Annotated in this window: 23 protein-coding genes; 5 read left to right on the top strand and 18 right to left on the bottom strand. The window is 53.9% G+C overall.

The features are described 5' to 3' along the window. The first annotated feature begins 262 nt into the window (after positions 1 to 262). Positions 263 to 1,048 carry a 2-amino-5-chloromuconate deaminase CnbZ gene (gene cnbZ / locus PMI28_RS10855; protein ID WP_007988528.1) on the top strand — a complete coding sequence of 262 codons (786 nt, stop codon included), beginning with the start codon at positions 263 to 265 and terminating at the stop codon, positions 1,046 to 1,048. 188 nt (positions 1,049 to 1,236) lie between these two features. On the opposite strand, the gene PMI28_RS10860 is transcribed toward cnbZ, so the two are convergent. The 8 genes from PMI28_RS10860 to PMI28_RS10890 form a co-directional block, all read right to left on the bottom strand. After that, positions 1,237 to 2,265, bottom strand: a complete 1,029-nt coding sequence (locus PMI28_RS10860; RefSeq protein WP_007988527.1) for an ABC transporter permease — start codon at positions 2,263 to 2,265, stop codon at positions 1,237 to 1,239. Positions 2,266 to 2,274: 9 nt separating this feature from the next. Beyond that, on the bottom strand, positions 2,275 to 3,243 hold the full coding sequence (locus PMI28_RS10865; protein ID WP_007988524.1) for an ABC transporter permease: 969 nt from the start codon (positions 3,241 to 3,243) through the stop codon (positions 2,275 to 2,277). Beyond that, on the bottom strand, positions 3,240 to 4,811 hold the full coding sequence (locus PMI28_RS10870; RefSeq protein WP_007988522.1) for a sugar ABC transporter ATP-binding protein: 1,572 nt from the start codon (positions 4,809 to 4,811) through the stop codon (positions 3,240 to 3,242). Before PMI28_RS10870 ends, PMI28_RS10865 begins: the two co-directional genes overlap by 4 nt. A 56-nt stretch (positions 4,812 to 4,867) precedes the next feature. After that, positions 4,868 to 6,028, bottom strand: a complete 1,161-nt coding sequence (locus tag PMI28_RS0128710) for an ABC transporter substrate-binding protein (RefSeq protein WP_033063449.1) — start codon at positions 6,026 to 6,028, stop codon at positions 4,868 to 4,870. Positions 6,029 to 6,234: 206 nt separating this feature from the next. Beyond that, positions 6,235 to 7,356 (bottom strand): LLM class flavin-dependent oxidoreductase, encoded by a 1,122-nt coding sequence (locus tag PMI28_RS10875; RefSeq protein WP_007988518.1) that lies wholly within the window; start codon positions 7,354 to 7,356, stop codon positions 6,235 to 6,237. Positions 7,357 to 7,402: 46 nt separating this feature from the next. Then, positions 7,403 to 7,819 (bottom strand): carboxymuconolactone decarboxylase family protein, encoded by a 417-nt coding sequence (locus PMI28_RS10880; protein ID WP_007988516.1) that lies wholly within the window; start codon positions 7,817 to 7,819, stop codon positions 7,403 to 7,405. A 97-nt stretch (positions 7,820 to 7,916) separates the two neighbouring features. Beyond that, positions 7,917 to 8,564, bottom strand: coding sequence for a 3,4-dihydroxy-2-butanone-4-phosphate synthase (gene ribB, locus PMI28_RS10885; protein ID WP_007988514.1), 648 nt, complete (start codon positions 8,562 to 8,564; stop codon positions 7,917 to 7,919). Positions 8,565 to 8,631: 67 nt separating this feature from the next. Then, on the bottom strand, positions 8,632 to 9,135 hold the full coding sequence (locus PMI28_RS10890; RefSeq protein WP_007988512.1) for a flavin reductase family protein: 504 nt from the start codon (positions 9,133 to 9,135) through the stop codon (positions 8,632 to 8,634). Positions 9,136 to 9,283: 148 nt separating this feature from the next. On the opposite strand from PMI28_RS10890, the gene PMI28_RS10895 reads away from it, so the two are divergent. Both PMI28_RS10895 and PMI28_RS10900 read left to right on the top strand, forming a co-directional pair. Further along, positions 9,284 to 9,910 carry a glutathione S-transferase family protein gene (locus PMI28_RS10895; protein WP_007988510.1) on the top strand — a complete coding sequence of 209 codons (627 nt, stop codon included), beginning with the start codon at positions 9,284 to 9,286 and terminating at the stop codon, positions 9,908 to 9,910. 16 nt (positions 9,911 to 9,926) lie between these two features. Then, the gene (locus PMI28_RS10900; RefSeq protein ID WP_007988508.1) at positions 9,927 to 10,688 is read left to right on the top strand and encodes an SDR family oxidoreductase; all 762 of its coding nucleotides are present in this window, start codon (positions 9,927 to 9,929) and stop codon (positions 10,686 to 10,688) included. A 119-nt stretch (positions 10,689 to 10,807) separates the two neighbouring features. Here the strand turns inward: PMI28_RS10900 and PMI28_RS10905 are convergent, their stop codons facing one another. From PMI28_RS10905 to PMI28_RS10930, 6 genes are all read right to left on the bottom strand, one after another. After that, complete coding sequence (locus tag PMI28_RS10905) at positions 10,808 to 12,049, bottom strand: alpha/beta fold hydrolase (RefSeq protein WP_007988506.1); 1,242 nt, start codon at positions 12,047 to 12,049, stop codon at positions 10,808 to 10,810. Between the two features lie 209 nt (positions 12,050 to 12,258). Beyond that, a complete protein-coding gene (locus PMI28_RS10910) occupies positions 12,259 to 12,996 on the bottom strand; it encodes a GntR family transcriptional regulator (RefSeq protein ID WP_007988503.1) in 738 nt (245 codons plus the stop codon). A gap of 403 nt (positions 12,997 to 13,399) precedes the next feature. Next, a complete protein-coding gene (ggt, locus tag PMI28_RS10915; RefSeq protein WP_007988501.1) occupies positions 13,400 to 15,136 on the bottom strand; it encodes a gamma-glutamyltransferase in 1,737 nt (578 codons plus the stop codon). A gap of 185 nt (positions 15,137 to 15,321) precedes the next feature. After that, entirely contained in the window at positions 15,322 to 16,581 is a 1,260-nt protein-coding gene (locus tag PMI28_RS10920; RefSeq protein WP_007988500.1) for a cation:dicarboxylate symporter family transporter, read from the bottom strand. 112 nt (positions 16,582 to 16,693) lie between these two features. Then, a complete protein-coding gene (locus PMI28_RS10925; protein ID WP_007988498.1) occupies positions 16,694 to 17,119 on the bottom strand; it encodes a VOC family protein in 426 nt (141 codons plus the stop codon). Positions 17,120 to 17,347: 228 nt separating this feature from the next. Continuing rightward, entirely contained in the window at positions 17,348 to 18,274 is a 927-nt protein-coding gene (locus PMI28_RS10930; RefSeq protein ID WP_007988496.1) for a LysR family transcriptional regulator, read from the bottom strand. 86 nt (positions 18,275 to 18,360) lie between these two features. On the opposite strand from PMI28_RS10930, the gene PMI28_RS10935 reads away from it, so the two are divergent. Further along, positions 18,361 to 19,014 carry an SDR family NAD(P)-dependent oxidoreductase gene (locus PMI28_RS10935; protein WP_007988494.1) on the top strand — a complete coding sequence of 218 codons (654 nt, stop codon included), beginning with the start codon at positions 18,361 to 18,363 and terminating at the stop codon, positions 19,012 to 19,014. 108 nt (positions 19,015 to 19,122) lie between these two features. After that, entirely contained in the window at positions 19,123 to 20,175 is a 1,053-nt protein-coding gene (locus PMI28_RS10940) for an NAD(P)-dependent alcohol dehydrogenase (protein WP_007988492.1), read from the top strand. Positions 20,176 to 20,458: 283 nt separating this feature from the next. On the opposite strand, the gene hmgA is transcribed toward PMI28_RS10940, so the two are convergent. From hmgA to PMI28_RS10960, 4 genes are all read right to left on the bottom strand, one after another. Beyond that, positions 20,459 to 21,853 carry a homogentisate 1,2-dioxygenase gene (hmgA, locus tag PMI28_RS10945; RefSeq protein WP_007988490.1) on the bottom strand — a complete coding sequence of 465 codons (1,395 nt, stop codon included), beginning with the start codon at positions 21,851 to 21,853 and terminating at the stop codon, positions 20,459 to 20,461. Positions 21,854 to 21,935: 82 nt separating this feature from the next. Beyond that, positions 21,936 to 23,012, bottom strand: coding sequence for a 4-hydroxyphenylpyruvate dioxygenase (gene hppD, locus PMI28_RS10950; RefSeq protein WP_007988488.1), 1,077 nt, complete (start codon positions 23,010 to 23,012; stop codon positions 21,936 to 21,938). A 155-nt stretch (positions 23,013 to 23,167) separates the two neighbouring features. Beyond that, on the bottom strand, positions 23,168 to 24,454 hold the full coding sequence (locus tag PMI28_RS10955) for an OprD family porin (RefSeq protein WP_007988486.1): 1,287 nt from the start codon (positions 24,452 to 24,454) through the stop codon (positions 23,168 to 23,170). A gap of 54 nt (positions 24,455 to 24,508) precedes the next feature. After that, positions 24,509 to 25,825: an MFS transporter gene (locus tag PMI28_RS10960; RefSeq protein ID WP_007988484.1), complete on the bottom strand. Its 1,317-nt coding sequence runs from the start codon at positions 25,823 to 25,825 to the stop codon at positions 24,509 to 24,511. Positions 25,826 to 25,855: the final 30 nt, after the last annotated feature.

Below are 25,855 nucleotides of genomic sequence, written 5' to 3'. Positions count from 1 at the left end.
GGGCTAACTCTACCCAGTAAATCGTGCATTTTTTGCACGACAGTTATGCGTCAGAGGTCCGTTACTTTCTCTTTATGCAGCACTTACACTTCACCTACCGACCCAGTCGGGAACGTACAGGCATGAAAGCTTTTTCAGCATTGGATGGCGTGCATGACAGCCCCTCCTCCAACTGGCTCCTGGCGACTGAAATCCAATATTAAAAATTCGCTGCCGCGCAACTCCCGAGATTTATCTGTTCTCACTTTGCAGGATTCGAGCAATGGCCCAAGACTTTTGTTTTTCCCAAGACCCAGCCGCGGTGTTTCTGCTCGACAACGCAGCGGGTAACTACAAAATCCTGCCTGGCGGTGTGGCGTATTGCACCGGCATCGTGCCCTATGAAGGTTTTGAGGTGGTCCGGGTACAGTTGCAGACATGGCTACCACTGGTTCAAGCCTATCCATTCATCGAAGCTTTTCTGAGCAGAGTTGGGCGACCTGTCCAGGCCTTTTGTGGCATCGAGATGCGCGTACCGGCGCAATTGACCTCGGAAGACTGGTCTAACTTCAATACTCCATACTTGGCGCAATTGCGTCGCTGGGGATTGATGTATGGAGACCTCAGTGGAGTGTGCCGCTCGAACATCGCGCTCGCGGACCACCCACCGCAAACAGCATCTTTGTGCGCCTTCAGCTACGTAGCACCTACAACGTCGAAGGAGGGAGGGTTTTGTCTGTCCGGAACAGCGGATATTGCGCCGGATGGCAAAGTCATCGCCGAAGGCGACACTAGCCCGGCGGCCATGCATCAACGTGCCAGGTACACCATTGACGTGATCAGCGCGAGCCTCTCCAGACTGGGCCTGTCTTGGCGAGATGCCAATCAGATCGCGATTTTTCATGTACATGAGATTCCCAATCTCTGGGGGAGCACGTTGCTCGGAGAATTGGGCGAGACACTGAATCAGGGGGTGGTCGTATACAGAGCACGTCCACCGATTTCGGGTGGTGAAGTGGAACTCGAGGCGAGAGGGGCAAGGCGTGAACTGATTTTGGCAGGCGGTTAACGGTCTTCATATCACCCATAACGATATACCCTTCATGCCAATTAACTAATCACCCCTGCCCTCTTGCGAAATAACATGCTTTAAGTTGCAACTCATTAGGCACCCTGCCGTATGAGTTGCACATTATCTGGTCGGTTTGCGGTGCATTCCATTATGTTAGGCGCCGCCGTCTCTATCACTGCTACTTTTCAGATTTGATTTCGGATATGAGGGAGGCGTGCATATACCGCAACCATGGGTACGATTAGCAATCCAATCACCGCCTGCTGGCCTGCATAAGTCATCCCCATGCCAACCAGCAATGAACTCAGAACGGTGAGTACCAGTACACCCAAAACTGTGGCACCGTATCCCCCCGCGCCCCCCAGAAGTGACGTACCGCCGATGACCACTGCGGCAACGGTGCTAAATAGGTAAGGATCCCCTACACCGACATAACCGCCCCCGGAAAACCCCAGCAGCAGCACACCCGTAAGTGCTGACATCACACCGGCGATACCGTGCACCGCTGTCCAAGTGCGTATTTCCGATATCTGCAGGCGTGATGCTGCAGTCCGACTTCCACCGAGGGCATAGATACCCCGGCCAAACCACGTGTTTTTCATAACCCAGATTATGGTAAGGCTAATAACTAACCAAATAATAACAACAGGTGGAATTGGCAGGCCAAAAAACTTTCCATTAAAAGCCGAGAAGTTAGTGAGCCATGCCGGAACCGGCGCGAAACTATTCCCTCCGAATGCAGAGCCAAGCGCTGTATAGATCTCAGTTGCTCCAACTACCGCGAAGCCCACACCCAATGACATGATCAGTGCCTGGCCTTGCAATCGATAGCTTAGCAAGCCATTGATGCAACCAACCACCATCCCTAGTGCCAGAATGATGATAATCGCTGTGGCAGGCGGTAATCCGTTATTAAGCAGTCTGGGCAAAAGAATATTGGCGGCGCCGATCACAAATGGAATAGAAAGATCCAATCCACCCAACAGCGAAACCATTGTCTGCCCGATCGACGCCAAGCCCAAGAACGCAGCGAGCAACAGAATCGATCTGGCATTTTGCAATGAAAGAAATCCACTTACCGTCAACGCACCGCACACTACAAGCATAATCAACAGCGCAGTACCAATGGCGATGGCTCGATTCTCGCGCAGGCTATCGTGCAATCGGCTCGCGGGAGTTTGCTTCAACTGCGAGAAAGGTCGGAACACAGTCATATGAGACTCCTATCGGGCTGGTACCCGGCTGACCGCCAGTACATTTACCAAGAGGGAGATAATCAAGATCAGCCCGAACGCGAGCTTGGTCGCTGACCCCGAAATAGTCCCAAAGTTGAATGTCGCCAGTAGGTTGGCAATCAGGAACATATTCAAAGCGCCAAGGATCGACCCTATCGCCCCACCACGTCCTCCAGCCAAACTTGCGCCCCCAAGAACCAAAGCCGTCACCGCCTGAAGCGTGTAGGTGCTGCCCTGGGTCGGATCCCCAGAAGAAATTAATGCGGTGTAACTCACTGCCGCCAACCCTACAAAAACTCCACTCAAGATATGAGCACCAATACGTACGGTCTCAATCTTGACTCCCGCGGTATAGGCCATTCTTTCATCGGCCCCAGTCAAGCGCAGATGAGTGTGAAAGGTCGATCTCCAGAAAAGGAACCAAAGAGCAATAGCCCCTAACAGCACAAAACTGACCGGGGACAAAAGACTGATACCGGCCCCCCAACTCATCATCCAATCAGGCGCCAAACCGCCAGCCCGTTGCATGATCAGTAGGTTCACGCCTGTCAATATTAGGTAGCTGGACAACGTAACGATAATCGGTGCGACGCGGACATGGATAATGATCAAGGCTTGTCCTATTTGCCATAAGACCCCTACCAACATGGCCCAGCCAAAAATTGCAATTGGATGAGTGACTCCACTCTTTGTGAGCCAGGCTATCAACGTCACGTTGATGAATCCCATTAACGGACCCACTGACAGGTCTACGGTTCCTCGTCCTGCCATTACTGTTGGAGTAAGCGCCAGGGTGCAAAGGATCAGAGGGGTCGCCACCAGTATCGCACCCGCCAAACCACTGAACGAAAATAAGTTGGGCGTTCGAAACAACGCCAACACCGCCAAAGCAAAAAACAGTGCGCAAGGCACCGCGAGGTAGCGATACTGCACCAGCAATCGTTGTGAAGGACTCATGCGCCTACGCCCTCCCGACGACCAGATGGCTGATTCTCGCAGGATTCCTGCCCAAACATCGCGGCCAACATTTCATCCTCATTTATAGAGTTGTAACTTAGGGATCGGAAGACCGTGTTTTTTACAAACACGTCAACCCGGTCTACGAACCCCAGGAACTCCTCCATTTCAGAAGACATGTAAATGACCGCGCCTCCCGCATCGGCGAAGCGTCGTAACTCTGCGTAGAGGTCACGTTTCGTACCTAAATCGACGCCGCGGGCGGGATCGTTCAAAACGATCACCCTCGGGTTGCGCGCAAACGCACGACCAATCAACACTTTCTGTTGATTGCCTCCTGACAGCGACGTGATTTTATTCGACGCAAGGCCGATCTTGATGTGCAGACGGCTCACCTCCGCCTGGTAGATCTCGTTGATACCAGACCGTCGAATGACTCCAAGCGGGCCAAGGCAACTGCGGTATATTCCGATAGCCAGGTTCTCGAAAATGCTTTGATCGGGAAAAATCCCTTCGCGTTTTCGATCGCCTGATACATAGGCGACACCCAACCGCTCGGCGTCCGCGAGGCTAGACAGCCGGGAGGTACCGTCCTCAGTGTCAACCTCAAGTACACCGCTGTTGGCCACCTCGATTCCTGCGACTGCACGCAAGAACGCATCTTGCCCCTGCCCGTCCAAACCGGTCACACCGATAATCTGTCCTTGCAGGAGTGAAAAGTTGAAAGCCTCGGCACCCGCCGATAACTTCAGATCATTGACCGACATGATTCGCGGCCCCTCGATCCTCCGCGCGGTACCAGCCACGTGGCATGCCGAAATCACTTTGCGCTCGTGCGGCGTCATCATCGCCAGCAGATTCTCTTCAGTGATCTGCGACTTCTCAAGAACGCCGATGCTTTCGCCGTCACGCAAAATAGTTGCACGATCAGCAATGCGTACAAGTTCAGCGATTCGATGCGTCACGATCAAAATTGTGGCGCCGTCAGACCGCAAACGATCTATTTCCGTGTGCAACCGCGAAGTCGCATCAAGATCCAGCGCTGCGGACGATTCATCAAGAATCAGAACCTTGGGACAACGCAAAATGGCTCGGGCAATAACAATCCACTGCTTCACACTTAGAGGCAACGTGCCAACCAGTGCATTTATGTCCACTGGTTGACCGACTAAACGCGCCATCAATTCAGCTGCTGCGCTTTCACGTTCTGCTCGAGTAGAGACTGTTCGAAAAAGCTTGTCGTGACCGACATAAAGGTTGTCAAGAACACTTGCCTCCTGAGCGACAAGAACCTCCTGAAAAATCGTCGCCAGGCCCGCGTCACGTGCCTCAATCGGTGAACGAGGGCTTCGACCCAGAATGGTGACCTCTCCCAGGTCCGGCAAAAGTACGCCGGACATGATTTTTGCCAGCGTGCTTTTTCCTGATCCATTCTCACCCACTATGGCATGTACCTCACCGGCACGAGCCTCCAGATCCACTCCTTTGAGTGCTCGTGTTTCTCCGAAGGACTTGGCAACACCCTTTAGACGCACAGTGGTAATACCGACAATCTGTTCAGAACTCATAGCAGGTCCCTTCTTCCAGGCTGGCTAGTTGAGCGTTAAGCGAATTGGCTTTTGAATTAAGGCTTGGGACGCCAAGTGAGCGGATCTTCAGGGCGCAGGAAGTAACCTGCTGCCACTTCCTTTGGCCACCAACCATCATTTGCCGGCTCTAACCAAGCCGTCGAGTTGGGATCACAGTTCTCCCCAAGGGCGGCGTTCACTTCATCAATGCTGTAAGTGATAACCGGGCGCGGAATAGATTGAACCTTGGGACCCTGCCCCTGTAAGGTGCGCATCATTACGTCCCAGACCATGCGAGCTTCGGCGCGAGGGGGCCAGAAATGAAAGCTTTGATCAATGAATCCCGAATTGTTGCGCCAAAAGCAGGCCGCTGATGCCTCGCCACCAAGCACGACCGGCATCAGATCGCGACCCGACTGCCGCACGGCATTCAACACACCATTTTCCGAGGCCGACTGCACGATAATGCCATCAACCTTGCCGGGGTTTGTGGCCAGGAATTTTTGCACTTCGACCTGAGCCACTTGATCGGTCCAATTACCCGCGACACTGCCTACAAGTTTGATATCGGGGAATTCAGCCAATACGCCCTTCGCGCCTGCATCAAAGCTGTCTGAGGATGCAAAGCCCGGGATGCCCGACACCAAAAGTACATTACCTTTACCGCCGATTTTCTCGGCCAACCATTTACCCGCAGCGTAACCGCCTTGGGTGTTATTTTCGGTAACGTTGATGGCATAAGGCGATGTGACGTAACCCGAAAAAGAAAACACCGGGACGCCTTTCGAATGGGCGTATTCGATCGTCTGATTGATAGCCGTAACATTTGAGCAGCAGATGATGATTGCATCAACACCGCTATCAACCATTTGGCGCATTTGTTGGATTTGGACTGCGTCTTTCAAGTCGGACTGAGTGACAACCAACTCCGATATAAGCCCTGCTTTTTGATAGGCAGGCAGAAGAACATTGGTCATCTCATCCTGTATGGAGGCTCGCCAAGTGTTACCCGCATAGGTCGAAGCATAGCCGATCTTCCAAGGTGGCTGTTTTTTCGCAACAAAATCGCGAAATTCACTTGGCCCCAAAGGAAGTTGAGGATCAACTCGTTGATAAAGCGCCTGTTGGTCTGCGGGTAGTTCATCGACCCCCTTAGCACTAACAGCACTCGCCAGCAAAAAAACTGCGGGAATTGCCACATAAGCAAATCGCTTCATTTCATTGTCCGCCTAATATTATTGTATTTATTATTGACGCCTGATTTTAATAAAAAATCAGTAAACTACTGCATCGTCTCCTTTTTTAAAAAGGACCCGAATACGCACCGGCAAATGGGGGCTACGATTACCACGTCTACACGCTGAAATTTTTGACATATTACTCATAAAGGGTGTTTGCAATCTGCAAACACCCTTCGCTAACTTTACTGTCGCAGACCCGCCTGCTTAAGCAACGGCATGACCCGCTCATTAAAGAAAGGAAGCTCTTCATTATAATCGACCATCGTCAACAGCGTGCCGTCGACACCCGTCTTCTTCAGATCGATCAATCCTTGAGCGACTTGCTCAGGAGAACCTACGATTGGGAAGCCCCCCCAACCCGCGATAAAACGCTCCTTGAACTTCTGATACATTTCCGGGGAGTGATTTTGCGACTGTACTTGCAAGACCTCAGCGAGGTTATCGCACGCCACCGTGTCTCCCTTTTCTTTCACGTAATAATCATAATATTCACGTGCTTCCTTTTCTGTTTCGCGAACGATGACCGGGCACGAGGTAAACGTTCCCAACTCGCGACCAAACTTTGAGCGAGCCAGTTCTTTAACATGTTTGACCCAGGCGGCGCCCTTTTCCATGTCTTGCATGAAACCAAAGTTAAAGTCACAGTGTTTCGCTGTGAAATCCAATCCCTTGCCAGACGATCCCGCGCAAATCATTACCGGGCGACCGGCCTTGTTATAAGGCTTCGGTTCCATCACGGCGTCTTTGGTCTTATGGAAGTCGCCGTTGTAGTCGACACCATTGCGCTCCCAGAGAGCCGCCACGATATCCATCCACTCGTCAGCGTATTCATAACGCTGATCGTGCTCCATCATTTCACGACCAAACATTTCCATTTCCGGCGTAAACCACCCAGTGACCAGGTTGAGGCCGAAACGCCCCTTGGAAATATGGTCAATCGTGGTCGCCATTTTTGCGGCAACGATCGGGTGAATGGTCGGTACGTGAGTGGTGGAGAAAAATTGTAGTTTGGTGGTCACTGCGGCCATGGCGGCTGCCCATGTGAATGTTTCCATGTTACTGCCGTTGAAGTTTGTCTCCCCACCAAATCCACGCCAGCGAGCGATGGGCACCATACACTCCCAGCCTGCCGCCTCAAGCTGCTTGGCGATTTTGACGTTGTGCTCAAATGTGGGCTCAAACGTTGACTCGGCAGTCGTAATAGCACAGGCATTTGAACAGTTGGTTCCGAAAACGCCCAATTTAAGCGCGTTATCGTTGAACATCGGGTTACCCGTTTCGTGAAAACGTTCCTGCATGTCCATTTTGCATTCCTCTTTTTATTTTTTTAAACGTTGAAGTGCCGTTGGATTAAACGCCCATATCGTCGAACACTTCCTGTGCCAATCGGAAGCCATCAATGGACGCTGGCACGCCACAGTAAATAGCCACTTGAAGGAGCACCTCGCGAATTTCTTCTTTACTCAAACCGTTATTAATAGCGCCGCGCACATGCAACTTCAATTCATGCGGACGATTCAGTGCGGAAATCATCCCCAGATTCAAGAATGAACGCGTGCGGCGATCCAGGCCCGGACGATTCCAGATAGCATCCCAGCAATATTCGGTTACCAGCTCCTGAACCGGCCAATTAAAATCAGTCGCCTTTGCAATAGAGCTATCGACATAGGCTCCACCCAAAACTTCACGACGGGTTTTAAGGCCTTCGTGAAATCGCTCAGAAAGTTGGCTTCCGTCAGGTGAAGTGATCTTGGCTTGACTGTTCATTCTATCTTCCTCGAGGTGAGTTATAACCTTCGTAACCATACGGCCACGTAAGTAGCCATCGTGCTAGAGGTTTTACGGTTTAAAAAATCATGTAGGTTTATGCAACCAGACTAGGTCTTACATATTGAAACTGAAGAAATTTCCTTGCTTTCCATGCAATCAGGTCAGCAATCGAAATAATGATGAGTCCGTTATCACGCGCGAAGATCTCCAGGTCCGCACGACGCGCCATGCTGCCGTCGTCCTTTAGGATCTCGCAGATGATGCCCACCGGCGATAGACCTGCCAGTTCAGCCAGATCTACAGCAGCCTCGGTGTGACCGGCCCTTTCCTCAACGCCACCTTGGCGAGCAATGAGCGGGAAAATATGCCCAGGCCGGGCAAGCGACTCAGCCTTGGTTTCAGGTGCGGCGAGTGCTCGGAGTGTCAACGCACGTTCGGCAGCCGAAACGCCGGTGGTAATCCCCGCGATGAGATCAACCGACACGGTAAATGCCGTTTTCATTGAGTCGGTATTTCGTTCCACCATCAAAGGTAATTCGAGGCGGCGTGCGACAGGTTCTGGCATAGGCGCACATACAATGCCTCGGCACCGACTCACCATGAATGTCAGCGCTTCTGTCGTCGCGAACTCTGCTGCCATGACGACATCACCTTCATTCTCACGCCCCTCGTCATCCACCACGATGACCATCCCGCCAGAGGCAATCACTTTCAATGCGTTTTCAATCGTTGCAAAAACCATAACAACCTCTACTGAACGCTAACGGCATGCCGCTCAAGAGATGACACAAAAGCGCTAGACAACAGCATCATTTGATAGCCGCGGATCTTGCGAAGCGACCATCTTCGTAAAGCAGTGGGGAGATATCCAGGCGCGTATCGACCCATAGCACTCGGCCAAAGATCACGTCGTGCGAGCCAATGGTTGTGACCGAACTGACCTCGCACACCAGTGAGGCTTGGGCGTCCACCAGCACAGGTACGCCGTGTTCTTCGATCCATTGGCCGTGCTCGAAACGCTCCTCGCCCTTCAACTGGCCGCTGAAAATCGGAACGAGATCGACATGGGAGTGATGGAGCATATTGACCGCGAACCGCCCGCTCTCCTCCAACGCAGCACTGATGGACGCCGAGCGGTTAACACAGACCAGAATGGTTGCAGGATCAGTAGTCACTGATTGCACAGCTGTGGCAGCCATTCCGAAAGGCTGCCCGAGGTGGCGGGTGGTAATCAGCGAAATCGTCGAGGTCAATCGACGCATCGCTTGCTTGAAGTCGTTAACCAGCTCTATTTCTTGTTCTTGTTTTTTCATGTCTGCCTCGTCCAAGGAGTCGCATGGGTCATGTGAAACCAAACGTACAGATCGTCAGACAATCTGTCAAAACTATTTTGGCTGATTGACAGATTGTCTGACGATACTTATAAAGAATCTCGAATTTCATTCAACAAAGGACACAGACATGCCACGCACGCTGTTTGGCCACATGAAATCCAGCAATGTCATGAAAGTCGTCTGGCTTATGGACGAGCTGGGCCTCGACTACGAGCGGATCGATATCGGGAACGTCTTCGGCGGGCTTGAAGAAGACGACTATCGGAGCAAAAACCCGACCAGCCTCGTTCCTACATTGGTCGATGGCGATTTCACTCTCTGGGAAAGCAATGCTGTGCTGCGCTATTTGTGCAACGCCTATGCTCCCGACAGCCCGCTCTACCCCGCTGACCCGAAAAGACGCGGTGTGGTCGACCAATGGCTGGACTGCCAGCAAACTCAATTGACCCGACCGCAAACGGTGGTGTTTTTTCAGTTGATTCGCACACCACTGGAGAAGCGCGACACGCAAGCGTTGGAAACAGCAATTCGGGAAGCCGGTAGAGTGTGGAACTGGATAGAAACCCGACTCGGCGAGCACGATTACATCTGTGGCAGTGAGATGACCATCGCTGATATTGCTTGGGCCGTGCATGGGCACCGCTGGCTAAACATGGACTTTGCGCGGGCAGACCTACCCAACGTAAAGGCATGGTATGAGCGAATGCTGACGCATGATTCGTTCCGCCAGAAATGGGCCGGACCGGTGACTTGATCAGGGGATGACGACAATGGAATTAGAAAACAAGGTATGCATCGTAACTGGCGCAGCCAGCGGCATTGGCAAAGCCATCGCGACGATATTTGCGAAGAATGGCGCCTCGGTCATCGTGGCCGATGTGAACGTCGAGGCCGCACAGGCGACCGCGGATGAGATTGGTGCCACCGCTATTGGCTGCAACGTGGCGATCAATGCAGAGGTGCAAGCGTTAGTCGAAACGACGGTTGCCCGCTTCGGCCGTATCGATGTGCTGGTCAACAACGCCGGCTTCGGTCTGACCGGGAACGTTGTCACCATTGAAGAGCAGGATTGGGACCGACTGATGTCAGTCAATCTCAAGGGCATGTTCCTGTGCGCCAAGCATGTCATACCGGTCATGGCCCGGCAGAAATCTGGCTCGATCATCAATACCACGTCGTATACGGCCACCAGTGCCATTGCTAACCGCACGGCCTATGTTGCCTCCAAAGGCGGCGTTTCGGCGCTGACGCGAGCGATGGCACTGGATCATGCGGCGGATGGCATACGCGTAAACGCGGTAGCGCCTGGCACCATCGATAGCCCTTATTTCGACCGGATCTTCGCCCAATCTGAAACACCGCAAGTGTTGCGGGCCGCTTTGGAGGCACGGGCGGTGATGAATCGAATGGGAAAACCCGAGGAAATTGCAGAAGCCTTCCTGTTCCTCGCCTCTGACCGCTCTCGCTTTGCCACCGGCAGCATCCTGACCGTGGACGGCGGTTCTTCAATTGGCAACCACCTGGTCGACTGACCCTGTACCTGTGACCTTTGGCCCGGTGAGTAACCGGGCTTTTTTTCGTCTGTCGAGTCCACCACCCCAATAGAAAGCTGACCCGCCGGATGGCTTAAGATCAGCTTTCCTGCCGATATTCAGGCCCCCTTTAGCTCCGTCTTGCTTACGACATGCTCGAGCCCCTGCATCAGGTACGGTCGGAAGTTATCCGGGTGCTCCGTCATGGGGAAGTGCCCCAGCCCCTCCATGACCAGGTGCAAGGCACCGGGAATCAGATGGGCCAGTTTGGCGCCATCCGCCGGGGTTGCGGAATAGTCATAATTGCCTGAGAGCAGCGCGACCGGTGTGCGCGCGGCATCGATCCGCGGCGCGGTCTCGGCACCATCGAACTCATCACTGTAAAACGCCAGATCGCCTGGATAGACACCAGGTCCTCCCTGCGAATAAATCCAACTGGCGCGGCGGCGATCCTCAATGGGACTGGTCGGACTCATCAGGCCTCGAACATAAGCGCCGTTGTGTAGCCCCCCATGTACTTGCACATGGTTCTGATAGGGATTTCGGCGGCCACGGGACTGGAAAGGAGGCTCCAGCGCTACAACACCGATTAGGTGTTCAGGGTGCTCGGCCGCCAGCACCAAGGACATTGCGGCGCCCATCGAGCCCCCGACGACGATAGTGGGGGCGCCTATCACCTGCTCAATAAACGCCGTACACCATTGCTGGTAGCATTCGCTTGTCAGCAAATAAGGGGCACCGTCCCAGTCGCGGGGTGGCATCGATTTACCGTGAAATGGAAGGTCGATCGCATACATGCGAAATTGCCGAGCCATTTCGACATCGGCCATTTGTCCAAAATACTGGCGGCCGTCAGCACCGGCAGTGTGGAGGAACAAGATGGGCACGCCCTCCCCGGCTACTTCGTAGTAAATCTCATATTCCTGCCCCAGTACGCTGACAGCAGCATACTGCCCTTGAATTTGCGAAATCGATCGCTGCACGGACAATGCTGGAGCCGCAGGAGTCAGGGTAATCAGTTCGAACAAGCGCTCAAGAAACGGCCGCGCCTGGGCGATCAGTTGTGCATCACCGCTCACTTCGAAAGCAGGATTGGCAATCTGTAAAGCGGTGAAACTATGGTAGGTCGCGACAGGCGGTACGCACAGCACATGCCCCCATTGCTCTTCGGCGGCCTCGATGCGGATGGCAGGCTGGCCGGTAAAGCCTTTGAATAGATGACCTTCGGCAACACTGAGCCCAGTGCTTTGCGATCCGACGCTGAACTCAACGGTTATTGAGAGCCCCGGGGCGAGCCGGCGCAGTTCGGGGTCGGGGTAGGCGTTAACCAGCCTCTCTTTCAAACTGATGAATGCAGTCATTATTTTTCTCCTGCGTCACTCTTAAAGTGACGAGTCATCACGTCAGTGTCTTACAGCCCAAATTGGGGCCGTACCGATTTCAACCGGTCACGCGCTCTTCCGTTACCTGTCCCGAAAGCGGAACACGGAGCACCGGCTTACGGGCAACCGGGCAGCAGAAAAACGGCGCAACCACGCCGTGATGAATATCCAGATTTGCAGACAATCTGTCAATCAGACATAACTGGGTCTTCCTGCTCGACGCTTTCCAAATAATTGATGGCCACCCTGGCCGACAACTCGATGTGTGCTCGGCAAGCTTCTGCCGCCCTGGCACCATCCCTCGACTTGATCGCTGCCACGATCTCTTTGATTTCCTTGACTGAGTGCTGGAGACGACCGGGCTGGGTCATGGAGGTGGCGCGCAACAATGTGATCCGGTTGTGTAACGTGGTCAGCATCTGGACTATGAAAATATTATTGCTGCCTTCCATCAAGCAGACGTAAAACTGGGTCTTGGCTTCAATCAATGCATCACGCGCAGCCCTCAAACTATCGAGGTCCCGGTCAGGGTATTGCCAATATTGCTGAGCCCGAAACTCGAATACCGCAGCGGCTTCCTCAAGGCGACGGATCTGCGCATCCGTACCCACCAAGGCGAATTCCTGCCCGGAGAAGCTTTCTAGAAGTCCGCGTACTGCATACAGCTGGCGCGTTTCCTCCAAGGAGATTTTGTTCACCGAAGGCCCCTTGTGGGGGTTGCAGGTAATCAGACCTTCCGCCTCAAGCTGTCGTAACGCTTCCCGAATGGATGTGCGGCCAACTCCTGTCATCTCACAAAGCTCACGCTCGACCAGTCGTTGGCCGGGCCGAAGCACACCGGAGGAGATGGCTTCTCGAATCTTGTCTTCTACTAACAAGCGCAGCGTCGCGCCGCGCTTGGGGACTTGGAGGCTTGATTCACTCATCTACGCACTCTCCCTCATATGGTATTAATCAGGCTATTCACAAAAATGACAATTCAAAGTCGGTTTGACGCAAATATCGGGGGACGCTGGTGCGCTACCCAGAATCATACATTTCGCCGAACAGATTGTCTGATTGTATGTGATGAATCCAGTGTGCTGCTACAAAGCCGAATTTCGAGCACGGCTGCAGGCTGACGCGTCGCATCACGCGTGACAGAAAGAAGGAAGTATCAGCGGGTCGGACGACTTGAGCGACGGGAGGATATGGCGGGGTGCATAAATGAGGGGTCAGGTGAGAAGAAACACCCAAGCGTTATCGCGGTGAAATGAGGAAGCCTGCACAGCAAAGGTGCAGGCTAGGTGCCGGGCGATGCGACAGCGGGCTGTCGCATGCTTCAAACGGTTACTTAGCCAGCGACGTCACGCCCCTTCCCCTCGGGTCTGAAACGGGCTCAGGGACTCGACCCTGGACCTTGATCGCCTGGACATCACCGTTAAACCCCTGATCAGCTAGGTTATAGCCCCTGGCTTCAAGGTCGGTTGCCAACTGCCCGGAGATAGGGGCATAAGGCTCCCAAAAAATGGTGTTCGCCGGCAGCAACTGGTGATGGAAGCGCATCGTTGCAACGGCATCCTTCAATGGAAGCTGGAAGTCATAGGTGTTGCTGACCACCTGAAAGATCGAGGTAAAAATCCGCGACCCACCAGGTGTACCAATGACCAGAGCGACTTTTCCGTCCTTCAGGAAAATTGTCGGAGTCATCGAAGACAAGGGACGCTTTCCCGGCTCAATCGCGTTGGTGTCATTGCCAACAACACCCATCTGATTCGGCACACCCGCAAGGGCAGAGAAGTCATCCATTTCGTCGTTGAGCAGAATGCCAGTCTTGCTGGCAACCACACCGGAGCCGAAGAATCCGTTGAGCGTATAGGTGTTAGAGACCGCATTCCCCCATTTGTCCACGATTGAAAAGTGAGTGGTTTGCGGCTTTTCCGGGGATGCGATGTTCAGACCAGCGACCACTTTACCGGTGTCCGAGGGCACTGAAACATTGACCTGCGCTGCACGGCTGGCCAAGTACTTTTCATCCAGCAACTGCTCCATGGGCACCTTGTAGAAATCAGGATCGCCCAAGTATTGAGCGCGATCCGCAAACACGCGCTTCTCGATTTCAGCGACCAGGTGCATGTAGCTGACAGAATTGAGCGGAACGCCCTGGAAATCCTTTTGGCGCACTTCCTTCATCTTTAACAGCTGCACCAAGGCAATACCGCCGGAGCTTGGAGGTGGAGCCGTGACGATCTGAAAGCCATTCCAGTTCGCCTGTATCGGCTCTCGCCAGACGGCCTTGTAGCCTTTGAGATCCGCTTCACTGATCAAGCCACCGTGGGCATCCATATCGCTGACGATGAGTTCGGCAGTCTTGCCGGTATAAAAGCCGTCCGGCCCCGTTGCGGCGACTCGCTTCAGCACCGTCTCCAACTCGGGTTGCTTGAATGTTGACCCCGCGTGCAACTTGCCGAAGTACTCTGCGAAATTGGTTTTACCGGAGAATCGCTTTTCATTTTCGGTCGCTGCCAGATTGGCTAACGTCTCATCGACGACAAAACCCTCATGCGCATAGTGAATCGCCGGGGCGATCAGCTCCGCCCACTTGAGTTTGCCAAAACGTTGATGAGCTTCCCACATGCCGGATACCGTGCCAGGCACGCCCACCGCGCGGTGGCCAATGACACTTCCGTCAGGGTTGTCCGCAGCAATCACTCGGCCTTTGCTGTCGACAAACATGTCCCGGGTAGCCTTGTGCGGCGCACGCTCGCGGTAATCCAGGAAGTAAGGTTTGCCCTCGTGATAAACAGTCATGAACCCGCCACCGCCGATGTTTCCAGCCTCGGGGTATGTCACCGCCAGCGAAAACGCAATGGCGACTGCCGCATCGATGGCATTGCCGCCTTTGGCGAAGATGGCATTGGCCGTCTCTGCGGCAAAGCGGTCAGGTACGGCGACTGCAGAAGCATCCAACTGAGAAAGAGGTCTTGCTGACGCCAGCTGAGGAACGCCAGCGGTGAGGAACGACACACACAGCGCGCTCAACAGCGCACACCTACGTGCCAAGTCGAACAAAGAGTTATTGCACATAAACCACCTGTTTTTTTATTAATAATTGGCAGCAACGTTTGGCAAGTCCATGTGTGCGATTGGGCTATTACAGCCGCACGACTGGGCGCCTGAAGAACAGCAAAAGCGGAATAGTTATTATCTGTACTGCGTTAAGAAAAAGAGCCCTCGGCGTGGATCACGCCGAAGACTCTTTTAAAGGGAGGTTAAGCTTGCTCCCCTACTCGCTCGACACGTGAAGGTTCGAGACTGGCCTTCTCCCACTTGGCAATAACCAAGGGGGCGATTGCATTACCCAGTACGTTCAACGTTGTGGTCCCGCTATCGATAATCCTGAAGATACCAGCGATCAACGCGACCCCTTCCAGAGGAAGCCCTGCAGATGCCAGGGTGGCAGACAGAATGATGATGGCAAAGCCAGGCACACCAGCGGCGCCCTTTGACGTCAACACCATCGTGACCACCAGCAGAATTTGCTGTGTCAGCGACAGATCGATGCCATACAACTGAGCGATAAAGATCGTCGCTACGCCGAGGAAGATGGACGCACCATCCAGGTTGAACGCATATCCCACCGGAACCACAAAGCTGACGATTCGTTGCGGGACCCCGTAGTTTTCCAACTTTTTCATCAACTGCGGCATTACCGCCGCAGACGCCGCACTAGAAAACGCCAGAATCAGCTCATCCCTGAAGTACTTGATCAACTTGAAGACGTTTTCGCCAATCAGATAGCAAATGCCCCCAAGGAAAATCAAGGCAAAGGCAATCAGCGCGAGGTAAACCACACCAATCAACTTGAGCAACGGCAACAACGAGGCAAAACCAAAGGTCGCGACGGTCGCACCGATCATGCCGAATACGCCAATAGGCGCATAAGCCATGACAAACGAGACCACCTTGAACATCGCGTCAGACAAGCCTTTGACAACAGCAATGACCGGTGCGCTTTTCTCTTTTGGCAGTGTGTTCAATGCCATTCCCAGGAGCACGGCAAAAAACAGCACGGACAGCAACTTCCCTTCCGACATCGCCACTATCACGTTATCGGGAACAATGTTCTGCAGGATAATCAGCGCGCCTTTTGAAGGCTCCATGTTGACCGTCGATGTACTGTGCGAGATGCCAGCAATTTCGGTGCCTTTACCCGGTTCGAACAAGTTGGCGAAGCACAGGCCGAGGACAATAGCCAGACTGGTGATCGCGAAGAAGTAAATCAGCGATTTGGCCCCCATGCGCCCGAACGACTTGTTATCGCCGCCACCGGCAATACCGAGGATCATGCAGCAGAATACAATGGGAACAACAACCATCTTCATCATCTTGATGAAAATGTCGCCAAGGGGTTTAAGAATTTCGGTACTGACCCAGACCTGATTTTGCGGATGGGTGTTGAAGTACCAACCGACGAGCACGCCGAGCAACAGCCCAGCAACAATCCGCCAAACTAATGGGATACGTTTCATGTCTAGCCTTTTTGTTGGAATGAAAGGACTGCTTAAGCGCAGTAGCTAGATTCATGAGCTTCCAGCTCATTTGAGAATTCCTGGCGCAAAAAATTTTGCGCCAGGTAATTAGTTATTTAGCGAAGAGCTGGCTCATATCCTTGAAGGCTTTGAATTCGAGCGCGTTGCCACAAGGGTCAAACAAAAACATTGTGGCTTGCTCACCGACCTGCCCTTTGAATCGAATGTAAGGTTCAATTACAAACTTGGTACCAAAGGACTTCAGGCGCTCGGCCAGCGCTTCCCATTGTGCCCACTCCAAAATGATGCCGAAGTGAGGAACCGGTACGTCGTGACCATCGACAGGGTTGCTATGGACACTCTCTTGAGAAGCGGTCTTTGGGTGCTCGTGAATGACCAGTTGATGGCCATAAAAATCAAAGTCCACCCATTGGGTGCTGGAACGCCCCTCGGCTAGTCCAAACACTTCGCCGTAAAACGTACGAGTGGCGGCCAGGTCATACACAGGGATTGCGAGGTGGAAAGGAGAAAGGCTCATCAGAACTCCAATGACAGTTTTTATTGGTTTAGGAAATCAGACAACGTCTTCGCTGCCCGATGGCTTTTTTGAAGATGGATTTATGCTAAAGCCGTATCGATCTAAAAAAAATCAATATATTTTTTCCATAAACAACAATAATATTTGTATGTCCTGCCGCGCTGAAGTGAGTTGTTGGCATTACACGCAAGGTGTCTAAATCGGGGTTAAACGCCTACAGCCCCTTCGCTATTGCTCCCAGCCCGCCTGAATCGCCCGCGTAATTTCGTCGACAAAAACACGTGCTTTCGTCGGAACGAGTCGACCTGGTGGCATCACTGCGTAAATCCCCCCCACCTCCGAGCTCTGCCATTGCGGCAGGACCGGTACGAGCTCGCCATTGCGCACCGCTGAGCTTGCCAGCCAATCTGGTGTAAGAATGATGCCCACACCCTCAGTGGCCGCTTGAAGCAACGACTCCGAATTGTCTGAGATCAATGGTCCCGTAGGCCGGACAGTCTTGTGTTGCCCACCCTTCTTCAACACCCAGTCTGGCCAGCTGGAGTGACTGCTGAATCCTAAGCAGGCATGATCCAATAGCGCCTCAGGTGTCTCTGGCTGACCGTGCAAAGCGATATAGCTCGGGGCTGCATACAACAGGTTGCGAAAAGGCGCGATCTGTTTCGCGACAAGGGTACTGTCACGCAAAACCCCCACGCGGATCGCCACATCGAATCCCTCAGCCACGACATCCACGTAGCGATCGGCAAAACGTGCGTCCACTCGGATCTTCGGATGTTGGGCAATGAACGCGGGTAACAATGGCGCCACCCATCTGCGGCCAAATGTGACGGGAAGAGATACCCGCAACAGCCCTTGCGGGCTGGCGGCGAAGTTGCTTGCTTCCAGGCTGGCGCTATCGAGTTCGTCTAAAAGTGTCCGAATACGTTGATAAAAAAGCGTCCCAACCTCGGTCAACGCGACGCGTCGAGTCGTGCGAGACAACAAACGAACCCCGAGTCGCTCCTCCAACTGGCCGATACGCCTTGAGATGATCGTGGCATCACGTCCAATGACCTTTGCGGCACCTGTGAAGCTGTGCGCCTCCACGACCGCCACGAAAGCCGAAAGCTCGTCGAGAGTTACACGCCCCAAGAATTCCTGCATTTTATGCATGATAGTTCTTCATCTTTTCATAATTATCTCTCATTTTGCATCTGTTAGCCTTTTTCGGAAATAGACCTCCCGAATAGGACAAACAGATGAAAACCTTCCTTAGCATTGGTACCGGCCCAGGCATTGGCTTCGCCACTGCCCAGCGTTTCGCCCGCGAAGGCTTTCGTGTGATCCTCAGCGCGCGGAACCTGGAAAAGACCCACAAGCTCGCCGGTCTCCTGAACGCAATGGGCTACGTGGCGCAAGTCCGCGCAGTGGACGCCAGCAATGCGACAAACATTGCCGAGTTAATTGCGGACGTCGAATCAGAGCATGGCCCTCTGGACGTGCTGCACTACAACGCCGCCAACATCCGTCAGGCGACTCTCGCCGACCAACCGTCCGACACCTTCTCCAGTGACCTCGCAGTAAACATTGGTGGCGCACTGGCTGCGGCGAAGGCCGCCATGCCTCAAATGATCACCCGTGGCAACGGCACCATCTTGTTGACCGGCGGTGGGTTTGGGGTTGCACCTCATCCTGATTACCTATCCCTGAGCCTGGGCAAAGCGGGAATACGAGCCTTATCCATGGCGCTGTTCGAACCGAGTAAAGCCCGTGGCGTACATGTAGCCAGCGTTACGGTGGCCACGTTCGTCGAACCCAACTCAGCGGAAGCTGTGGGCGTTGCTGAAGCATTCTGGACGCTGCACAGCCAGCCAAAAGAGTCTTGGACCGCAGAAGTGACGTATGCCGGCTGATTGATGAAACCGGGTGTGGCACCTCCTCCATGCCCGTTACGGCGCGGCGATATCCCGCTGACGCTCGTGCAAGTCACTTCAATTCACCGCTCTCAACGGAAAAACACTATGCAAACCAAAGTCTATGCAGCGCAATCACCCACCACGCCGCTCGCGCCTACCGTGATCAGTCGTCGCGCTGTTGGTAGCAGTGATGTAGCGATCGACATCCTCTACTGTGGCGTGTGCCACTCCGATTTACATGCGGCTCGCGGCGAGTGGCCGGGCATGCGTTATCCACTGGTACCGGGCCACGAGATCATAGGTCGGGTGAGTGCCATCGGTGGCGCAGTCTCCAACCACAAGATCGGCGACATCGTCGGCGTTGGTTGCATGGTCGGAAGCTGTCGTCATTGTGACTCGTGCGACGATGGCCTGGAGCAATACTGCGAAGGCCCTCATGGCTGGCAACAGACCTACAACGGGTGGCTCGATGGCAGCGGCGAGAACACCTATGGTGGCTACGCCGACGGTATTACGGTTGATGAGCATTTTGTTCTGAAGATCACGCATCATGAATCCGAATTAGCAGCCGTTGCGCCACTCTTGTGCGCCGGTATTACCACCTGGTCTCCGTTACGCCATTGGAAAGCGGGTCCAGGCAAGAAGGTAGGCATTGTCGGCATCGGTGGTTTGGGCCATATGGGTGTGAAGTTGGCCCACGCAATGGGGGCGCATGTCGTTGCATTCACTACCTCTCCTAACAAGGTGCAAGCAGCACTGGAGTTAGGCGCTGATGAGGTGGTTGTCTCACGCAACGCCGATGAAATGGCAGCTCACAGCAAAAGTTTCGATTTCATTCTCAATACTGTGGCAGCGCCCCATGACCTCGATGCTTTCATGACCTTGCTCAAGCGCGATGGAACGATGACGATGGTCGGAGTCCCCGATAGCCCGCACCCATCTCCGGGGGTGGCCAACTTGATCTTCCAACGCCGCCAGTTGGCTGGCTCTCTGATTGGAGGCATTGCCGAAACTCAGGAAATGCTCGACTTTTGCGCGCAGCACGGCATCACCTCAGAAGTCGAAATGATCGAAATGCAGGATATTGAAACTGCCTTCAAACGCATGCAGAAGAGCGACGTCAAGTATCGCTTTGTCATTGATCTGGCGACCATCTGACACGCCGGCGACCGGCCGACCCGGTCGCTCATCAAATGCAGCACTGTTATACGCACCAGCGCCTGCGGCACCATTTCGATGCGGTGCCTGGTGGCAGTATGAGTCGTGTTAGAAGTGGTATTTATCAAGACGTCGTTTGGAAGCTTCCTCCGAGCCTTCCATGATGTCCAACGCTGCCTTGGTGGCCTCGACATTGTCCAGGCCGCCTTCAGCTAATGTGAAACCGCGTCCATCCTCAACCTTCAGCGCATTGACCAGATCTGTTTCAGCATTAACTGAAAGGTCAACCTTCTCGCTTGACGCTTTCTAAATAGCGCTCGATGGTCAGCAGAGGAGGAGTCAGCGGATTCATTGCCTTCGTATCACTACCCTCCTCTGAGGATTTAGAGGAAAACATCTTCGCCATCCCGGACCAGCAATCGTCGTAGTCCGCTTGCAACTGAGGGGACTGAAGCGCATGACGCGAAGGCCGCAACACGGTACCCGCCTCGAACATGAAAGCCATGGTTTGATCAATCCTATGCGGTGCAAGATCGACGGCGATGGCGTTTTGCGTTGTTGCATTGTCCGGTCCATGTGCGCTCATGCAGTTATGCAGGGATACTCCCCCCGGCATGAACCCCTCGGCCTTGGCGTCGTAAGCCCCCTCGATAAGGCCCATGAATTCGTTCATCAGGTTGCGATGAAACCATGGTGGTCGAAAAGTGTTTTCGGCCACCATCCAGCGTGGAGGAAAAATCACAAAATCAACGTTCGCCTGGCCAGTGACGACCCCTGGTGCGGTCAGCACAGTAAAAATTGAGGGGTCAGGATGATCAAAGCTGATCGTTCCAATAGTGTTGAAACGGCGCAGATCATACTTGTATGGCACGTTGTTCCCATGCCAGGCGACTACATCAAAGGGCGAATGGTCGAGCTGCGTCACCCACAACTCGCCGAGAAATTTTTGCACCAACAGCATCGGTTGATCGCTATCTTCGAATCGGGCGACGGGTGTTTGAAAATCCCTTGGATTCGCTAAACCATTACTACCAATCGGTCCCAGCTCAGGAAGGCGCAAGGCACAACCATGGTTCTCACAAACGTAACCACGGGCGGCTTCATCGAGTAACTGGACGCTGAATTTCAAACCACGTGGCAGTACTGCAATTTCCTGCGGCTCGACCTCAAGCACTCCGAGCTCGGTGATAATACGCAGGCGCCCTTGTTGGGGAACGACAAGCCACTCTCCATCAGCGTTGAAGAACGCTCGGTCCATGGAAGCGTTAGCGGCATACAGATAAATGGATATCCCGGAAACTTGCTCGGCTGCGGCTGTAGCAGCGAACAAGACCAGACCATCAATGAAGTCTGTCAAAGACGCAGGTAATTCGAGTGGATCCCAACGCAATCGGTTAGGCGTCACCTGCCCGAGCGTCTGACCAGTAATTTGATGTGACAAACGTTGATACTGTGGGTGGGTAGCTGAGGGTTTTATCCGGTACAGCCACGTACGACGCGACTCACTGCGAGGAACTGTGAATGCAGTACCGGAAAACAATTCTCCGTACAGCCCCAATGGAGGTTTCTGCGGTGAGTTTTTGCCGATGGGCAAGGCACACGGCAGGGCTTCGCTACTGAATTCGTTGCCGAAACCATTTTGATATTCGAGTGTTTCTGAAGAAGAAGATGTAAACATGTCGACCTCTGCGCAAGAAACCCGACGCCATGTCAGGTTTCTTGGGATCGTGGATGGGAGTGGCTTTCAGGTGATTGAGGCGTTAGTCCGCCATCAATACTCCACGTCGCACCTGGTCACGCTCGATCGACTCAAACAACGCCTTGAAGTTGCCTTCACCGAAACCATCATCGCCTTTGCGCTGGATGAACTCGAAGAACACCGGGCCCATCAGCGTTTCCGAGAAGATTTGCAACAACAAGCGCCGACTGCCCCCCTCTGATGTGCCATCCAGCAGAATGCCTCGCGAGCGTAGCTCCTGCTCAGGCTCACCGTGATCCGGCAAGCGGCCTTGCAGCATCTCGTAGTAGGTTTCCGGTGGCGCGGTCATGAACCGCATGCCCATGGCTTTCAATGCGTCCCAGGTTTTAATCAGATCCTCGGTGAAGAACGCAACGTGCTGGATGCCCTCGCCGTTGAACTGCATCAGGAACTCTTCGATCTGCCCCGCCCCTTTGGACGATTCTTCGTTCAATGGAATGCGGATCATGCCATCTGGTGCGGTCATCGCTTTGGAGGTCAGACCGGTGTATTCGCCCTTGATGTCGAAGTAGCGAATCTCGCGGAAGTTGAACAGCTTCTCATAGAAATTTGCCCAGTAAGCCATGCGACCGCGATAGACGTTATGGGTCAGGTGATCGATGAATTTCAGGCCAGCACCGACCGGGTTGCGATCTACACCCTCGATGAACAGGAAGTCGATATCGTAGATTGACGTACCCTCGCCAAAACGATCGATCAGGTAAAGCGGTGCGCCACCGATGCCCTTGATTGCCGGCAACCGCAACTCCATCGGTCCAGTGGCGATTTCGATCGGTTGCGCCCCCTGCTCAAGGGCACGTTGGTAGGCTTTCTGTGAATCCTTGACCCGAAAGGCCATGCCGCATACCGATGGACCGTGCTCCGCCGCGAAGTACAACGCTTCGCTATTGGGTTCGTTGTTGAGGATGATGTTGATCCCGCCCTGGCGGTACAACGACACGTTCTTGGACCGGTGATTAGCGACTTTGGTAAAGCCCATGATCTGGAACACCGGTTCAAGCGCACCCGGGGTGGGGGAGGCGAATTCGATGAATTCAAAGCCCATCAGGCCCATTGGGTTTTCATAGAGGTCAGTCATGTTCAAATTCCTGCAATTGCTGAAAGTGAGGTGAAACGCTGGGTTCACTTTCCCGCAGGAGGCGCGCAAGGGATTCCCCGCACACTGCGCGCGAGAAAATCACCGTAGATCAGTTGCAGACCAAGAAACCGCATGAGAACCCCAATCTTTGTTGGCTAAAACGCGAAGGTGTAGCCGACGATGACGCGGTTTTCATCAGCCGCATCAGCGAAGTTCGAGCGCATGGTCGCGTTACGCCAACGCAGCGACACGTTTTTGAAAGTGCCTGACTGGATGACGTAGCTGAGGTCGGTCGTTCGCTCCCATTCTTCACCCTCCTCGCCCGAGGCCCGCAAGGCTCTGGCCTTGACGCTGCTGATATTCGCCGGGTCTACCAGATCGCCCTTCACGTAACGCACATTGAAGGTCAGTCCAGGAACTCCAAGTGCGGCAAAATCGTAGTCATAGCGCAACATCCAGGCGCGTTCATTTGCCAATGCGAATGTACTGATCTGCTGCTCGCTGAACAGATAGGTGTCAGTGCCCCCCACATAGGCGTAAGCGGTATCTCCGCTTACTTTCTGGTAGCCACCACTGAAGGTGTGTCCCTTGATCGAATAACCGAAGTTGGTGCTCAAGGTTCGGTTATCGACCTTGCCAAGTAAGTCTCGGCCTTGTTCCTTGGCGGAGAAGTAACGCCACTCAGTGAACGCTTCACCCGGCCCCACCCCGGTCTTGTATTTGAATCCGGCGAAATTACGCTGAAACAGGTCCTCAAGCTGGCTGGTGTGCAAGCTCAACGTCAGGTTCTTCAGCGGCTGATAGTCAACCCCCGCGTAATACAACCGATCACTGGTGACGGTTGTCGAGTAAGCACCCTGCTGTGCCATCGCCGTTAGGTCTTCGAAATCAGTAGAGTCACGTAGTTTGGTGGAATCGACCTCCAGGAACGTGAAGGTAAAATCGTTCAGATCCTTGCTCACCACTTGGGCGCCGTTGAACCACTGCGGGAACAACCGGCTGTAGTTGGAAGCCAGCAATGGGAGCAGAGGACTGAGGCCACCCACTCGACCCTCCGTCTGCGAGAACCTGGCCTTGATTGTGCCAACGGCCTTCGAATACTCATCGACAGCGCGCTTGTCCGCACCGCGTGGCAACAGCCCGGTACCGGAGCGATCCGGACTGGAGTCGAGCTTGATCCCCAGCATTCCAACAGCATCCAGACCAAAACCCACCGGGCCTGGTGTAAAACCGGATTGCAACTTCAACATAAAGCCTTGGGCCCATTCGTCACGCCGGGACTGGGTGGCGGAATCACCATGGAAATCACGATCAAAGTAGAAGTTACGCAGTTCCAGACTGCCTTTTCCATCATCGAGTAAACCTGCATAAACCGCCGAATGAGAAGCGCAGCAAAGCGTCGCGAGCATCAGCGATGCCCGCCAGGTGGTCAAAAAAGTCATGTTTGTGCCTGTCTTATTCTTGTTGTCAGGAGTGAAAAGCGCTGAGCCGTTGCGTCAGGATTTTGGGTTCTTGACGTAGCGCATGACGATGACACAGGCGATCACAATCAGCGGTGCAATAGAGAGCATTCCCATGTAGGTGCTCCCGGTTACATCGTTGATCTTGCCCACCATCACCGGAGCGACCATGCCACTCAGTTGACCGATGGAGTTGATCGCAGCCGTCCCGGTAGCAATCGCCAGGCCCGAGAAGGTTGATTGGGGAATCGTCCAGAAGATCGGAATGGCGATGAACGTGCCAGCGGTTGCTAGTACCAGCGCAGCCATCATGGCCCAGGACGAATCGGAGAACAGACAGGCCAACAGATAACCGACGGCGGCGGCCATCAAGCACAACACAAGATAGGTTTTACGTTCGCCGGTACGATCGGAGCGCCGGGTCAGCCAGATCATGCCAATGCACGCCACGATGTACGGCAGCGCCGAAAGCATCCCGACCCAGAACAGACTTTGCACGCCGGAGGATTTGATCAGGTGCGGCATCCAGAAGTTGAGACCATAGGAAGCGGTCTTGATGACGAAGTAGATGAACGCCATGATCGCGACCTCCCGGGTCAACAACACCCGCCACAACGATCCCAACACCGGCTTCTGGTTGACTTTGTCATGGGCCAGATTGGCCGCCAGCAGGTCCTTCTCGCCACGACTCAACCATTTGGCCGATTCAATGTCCCGGTCCAGTTTCCACAGCACCAGCAGGCCCAGCACCACACAGGGCAACCCGGACATCAGGAACAACCAGTGCCAGCCGGCAAGGCCGAACACCCCATCCATCGTGCCCAACAGGATTCCCGCCGCCGGCCCACCGACGGCCCCCGCCAGGGGTACCGCGAGGAACCACAGGCCATTCATCTTCGCCAGGTGCTTCTTGGGGAACCAGCACGCCAGGTAAAACAGGATCGCCGGGCCGAAACCGGCTTCCATGACGCCGATCAGAAAACGCAGGAAATACAGGGTGTACTGGGTGTAGGCAAACATCAATGCCGCCGTCGCCAGCCCCCAGGAGATCATGATCCGGCAGATCCAGGCCGGCGCCCCGTAGCGCTTGAGACCCAGGCTGCTGGGCACTTCGAACAGCACGTAGCCAAAGAAAAACATGCTCGCGGCCAGACCATACGCAGCGTCGGTCAAACCCAGTTCATGTTGCATCTGGGTCTTGGCGAAGCTGATGTTGATCCGGTCAAAATAGGAGAACAGAAAACAGATAATGGCCAGTGGCATGATGCGCCAAGCCACGCGCCGATACAGCAACAGCTCGTTGATCGTTTCTTCGTTGCGCGCAAGCGCGATATCACCAGTCATGGCAACCATGAGTGTTTCTCCATTGTTGTAATTATTGGA

It is taken from the genome of Pseudomonas sp. GM48 (assembly GCF_000282335.1).
Classification (GTDB): Bacteria; Pseudomonadota; Gammaproteobacteria; order Pseudomonadales; family Pseudomonadaceae; genus Aquipseudomonas.
This window is presented reverse-complemented; position numbering and strand designations above follow the sequence as displayed.

Bases quoted from the DNA above. Each gene is read 5' to 3' on its own strand.
- PMI28_RS10890 (WP_007988512.1), bottom strand. From the start codon at position 9,135: ATGAAAAAACAAGAACAAGAAATAGAGCTGGTTAACGACTTCAAGCAA.
- PMI28_RS10860 (WP_007988527.1), bottom strand. From the start codon at position 2,265: ATGACTGTGTTCCGACCTTTCTCGCAGTTGAAGCAAACTCCCGCGAGC.
- cnbZ (WP_007988528.1), top strand. From the start codon at position 263: ATGGCCCAAGACTTTTGTTTTTCCCAAGACCCAGCCGCGGTGTTTCTG.
- PMI28_RS10910 (WP_007988503.1), bottom strand. From the start codon at position 12,996: ATGAGTGAATCAAGCCTCCAAGTCCCCAAGCGCGGCGCGACGCTGCGC.
- PMI28_RS10940 (WP_007988492.1), top strand. From the start codon at position 19,123: ATGCAAACCAAAGTCTATGCAGCGCAATCACCCACCACGCCGCTCGCG.
- PMI28_RS10875 (WP_007988518.1), bottom strand. From the start codon at position 7,356: ATGGACATGCAGGAACGTTTTCACGAAACGGGTAACCCGATGTTCAAC.
- hmgA (WP_007988490.1), bottom strand. From the start codon at position 21,853: ATGTTTACATCTTCTTCTTCAGAAACACTCGAATATCAAAATGGTTTC.
- hppD (WP_007988488.1), bottom strand. From the start codon at position 23,012: ATGACTGACCTCTATGAAAACCCAATGGGCCTGATGGGCTTTGAATTC.
- ribB (WP_007988514.1), bottom strand. From the start codon at position 8,564: ATGGTTTTTGCAACGATTGAAAACGCATTGAAAGTGATTGCCTCTGGC.
- PMI28_RS10955 (WP_007988486.1), bottom strand. From the start codon at position 24,454: ATGACTTTTTTGACCACCTGGCGGGCATCGCTGATGCTCGCGACGCTT.
- PMI28_RS10925 (WP_007988498.1), bottom strand. From the start codon at position 17,119: ATGAGCCTTTCTCCTTTCCACCTCGCAATCCCTGTGTATGACCTGGCC.
- PMI28_RS0128710 (WP_033063449.1), bottom strand. From the start codon at position 6,028: ATGAAGCGATTTGCTTATGTGGCAATTCCCGCAGTTTTTTTGCTGGCG.
- PMI28_RS10870 (WP_007988522.1), bottom strand. From the start codon at position 4,811: ATGAGTTCTGAACAGATTGTCGGTATTACCACTGTGCGTCTAAAGGGT.
- PMI28_RS10895 (WP_007988510.1), top strand. From the start codon at position 9,284: ATGCCACGCACGCTGTTTGGCCACATGAAATCCAGCAATGTCATGAAA.
- PMI28_RS10900 (WP_007988508.1), top strand. From the start codon at position 9,927: ATGGAATTAGAAAACAAGGTATGCATCGTAACTGGCGCAGCCAGCGGC.
- PMI28_RS10920 (WP_007988500.1), bottom strand. From the start codon at position 16,581: ATGAAACGTATCCCATTAGTTTGGCGGATTGTTGCTGGGCTGTTGCTC.
- PMI28_RS10935 (WP_007988494.1), top strand. From the start codon at position 18,361: ATGAAAACCTTCCTTAGCATTGGTACCGGCCCAGGCATTGGCTTCGCC.
- PMI28_RS10880 (WP_007988516.1), bottom strand. From the start codon at position 7,819: ATGAACAGTCAAGCCAAGATCACTTCACCTGACGGAAGCCAACTTTCT.
- ggt (WP_007988501.1), bottom strand. From the start codon at position 15,136: ATGTGCAATAACTCTTTGTTCGACTTGGCACGTAGGTGTGCGCTGTTG.
- PMI28_RS10905 (WP_007988506.1), bottom strand. From the start codon at position 12,049: ATGACTGCATTCATCAGTTTGAAAGAGAGGCTGGTTAACGCCTACCCC.
- PMI28_RS10930 (WP_007988496.1), bottom strand. From the start codon at position 18,274: ATGCATAAAATGCAGGAATTCTTGGGGCGTGTAACTCTCGACGAGCTT.
- PMI28_RS10865 (WP_007988524.1), bottom strand. From the start codon at position 3,243: ATGAGTCCTTCACAACGATTGCTGGTGCAGTATCGCTACCTCGCGGTG.
- PMI28_RS10960 (WP_007988484.1), bottom strand. From the start codon at position 25,825: ATGGTTGCCATGACTGGTGATATCGCGCTTGCGCGCAACGAAGAAACG.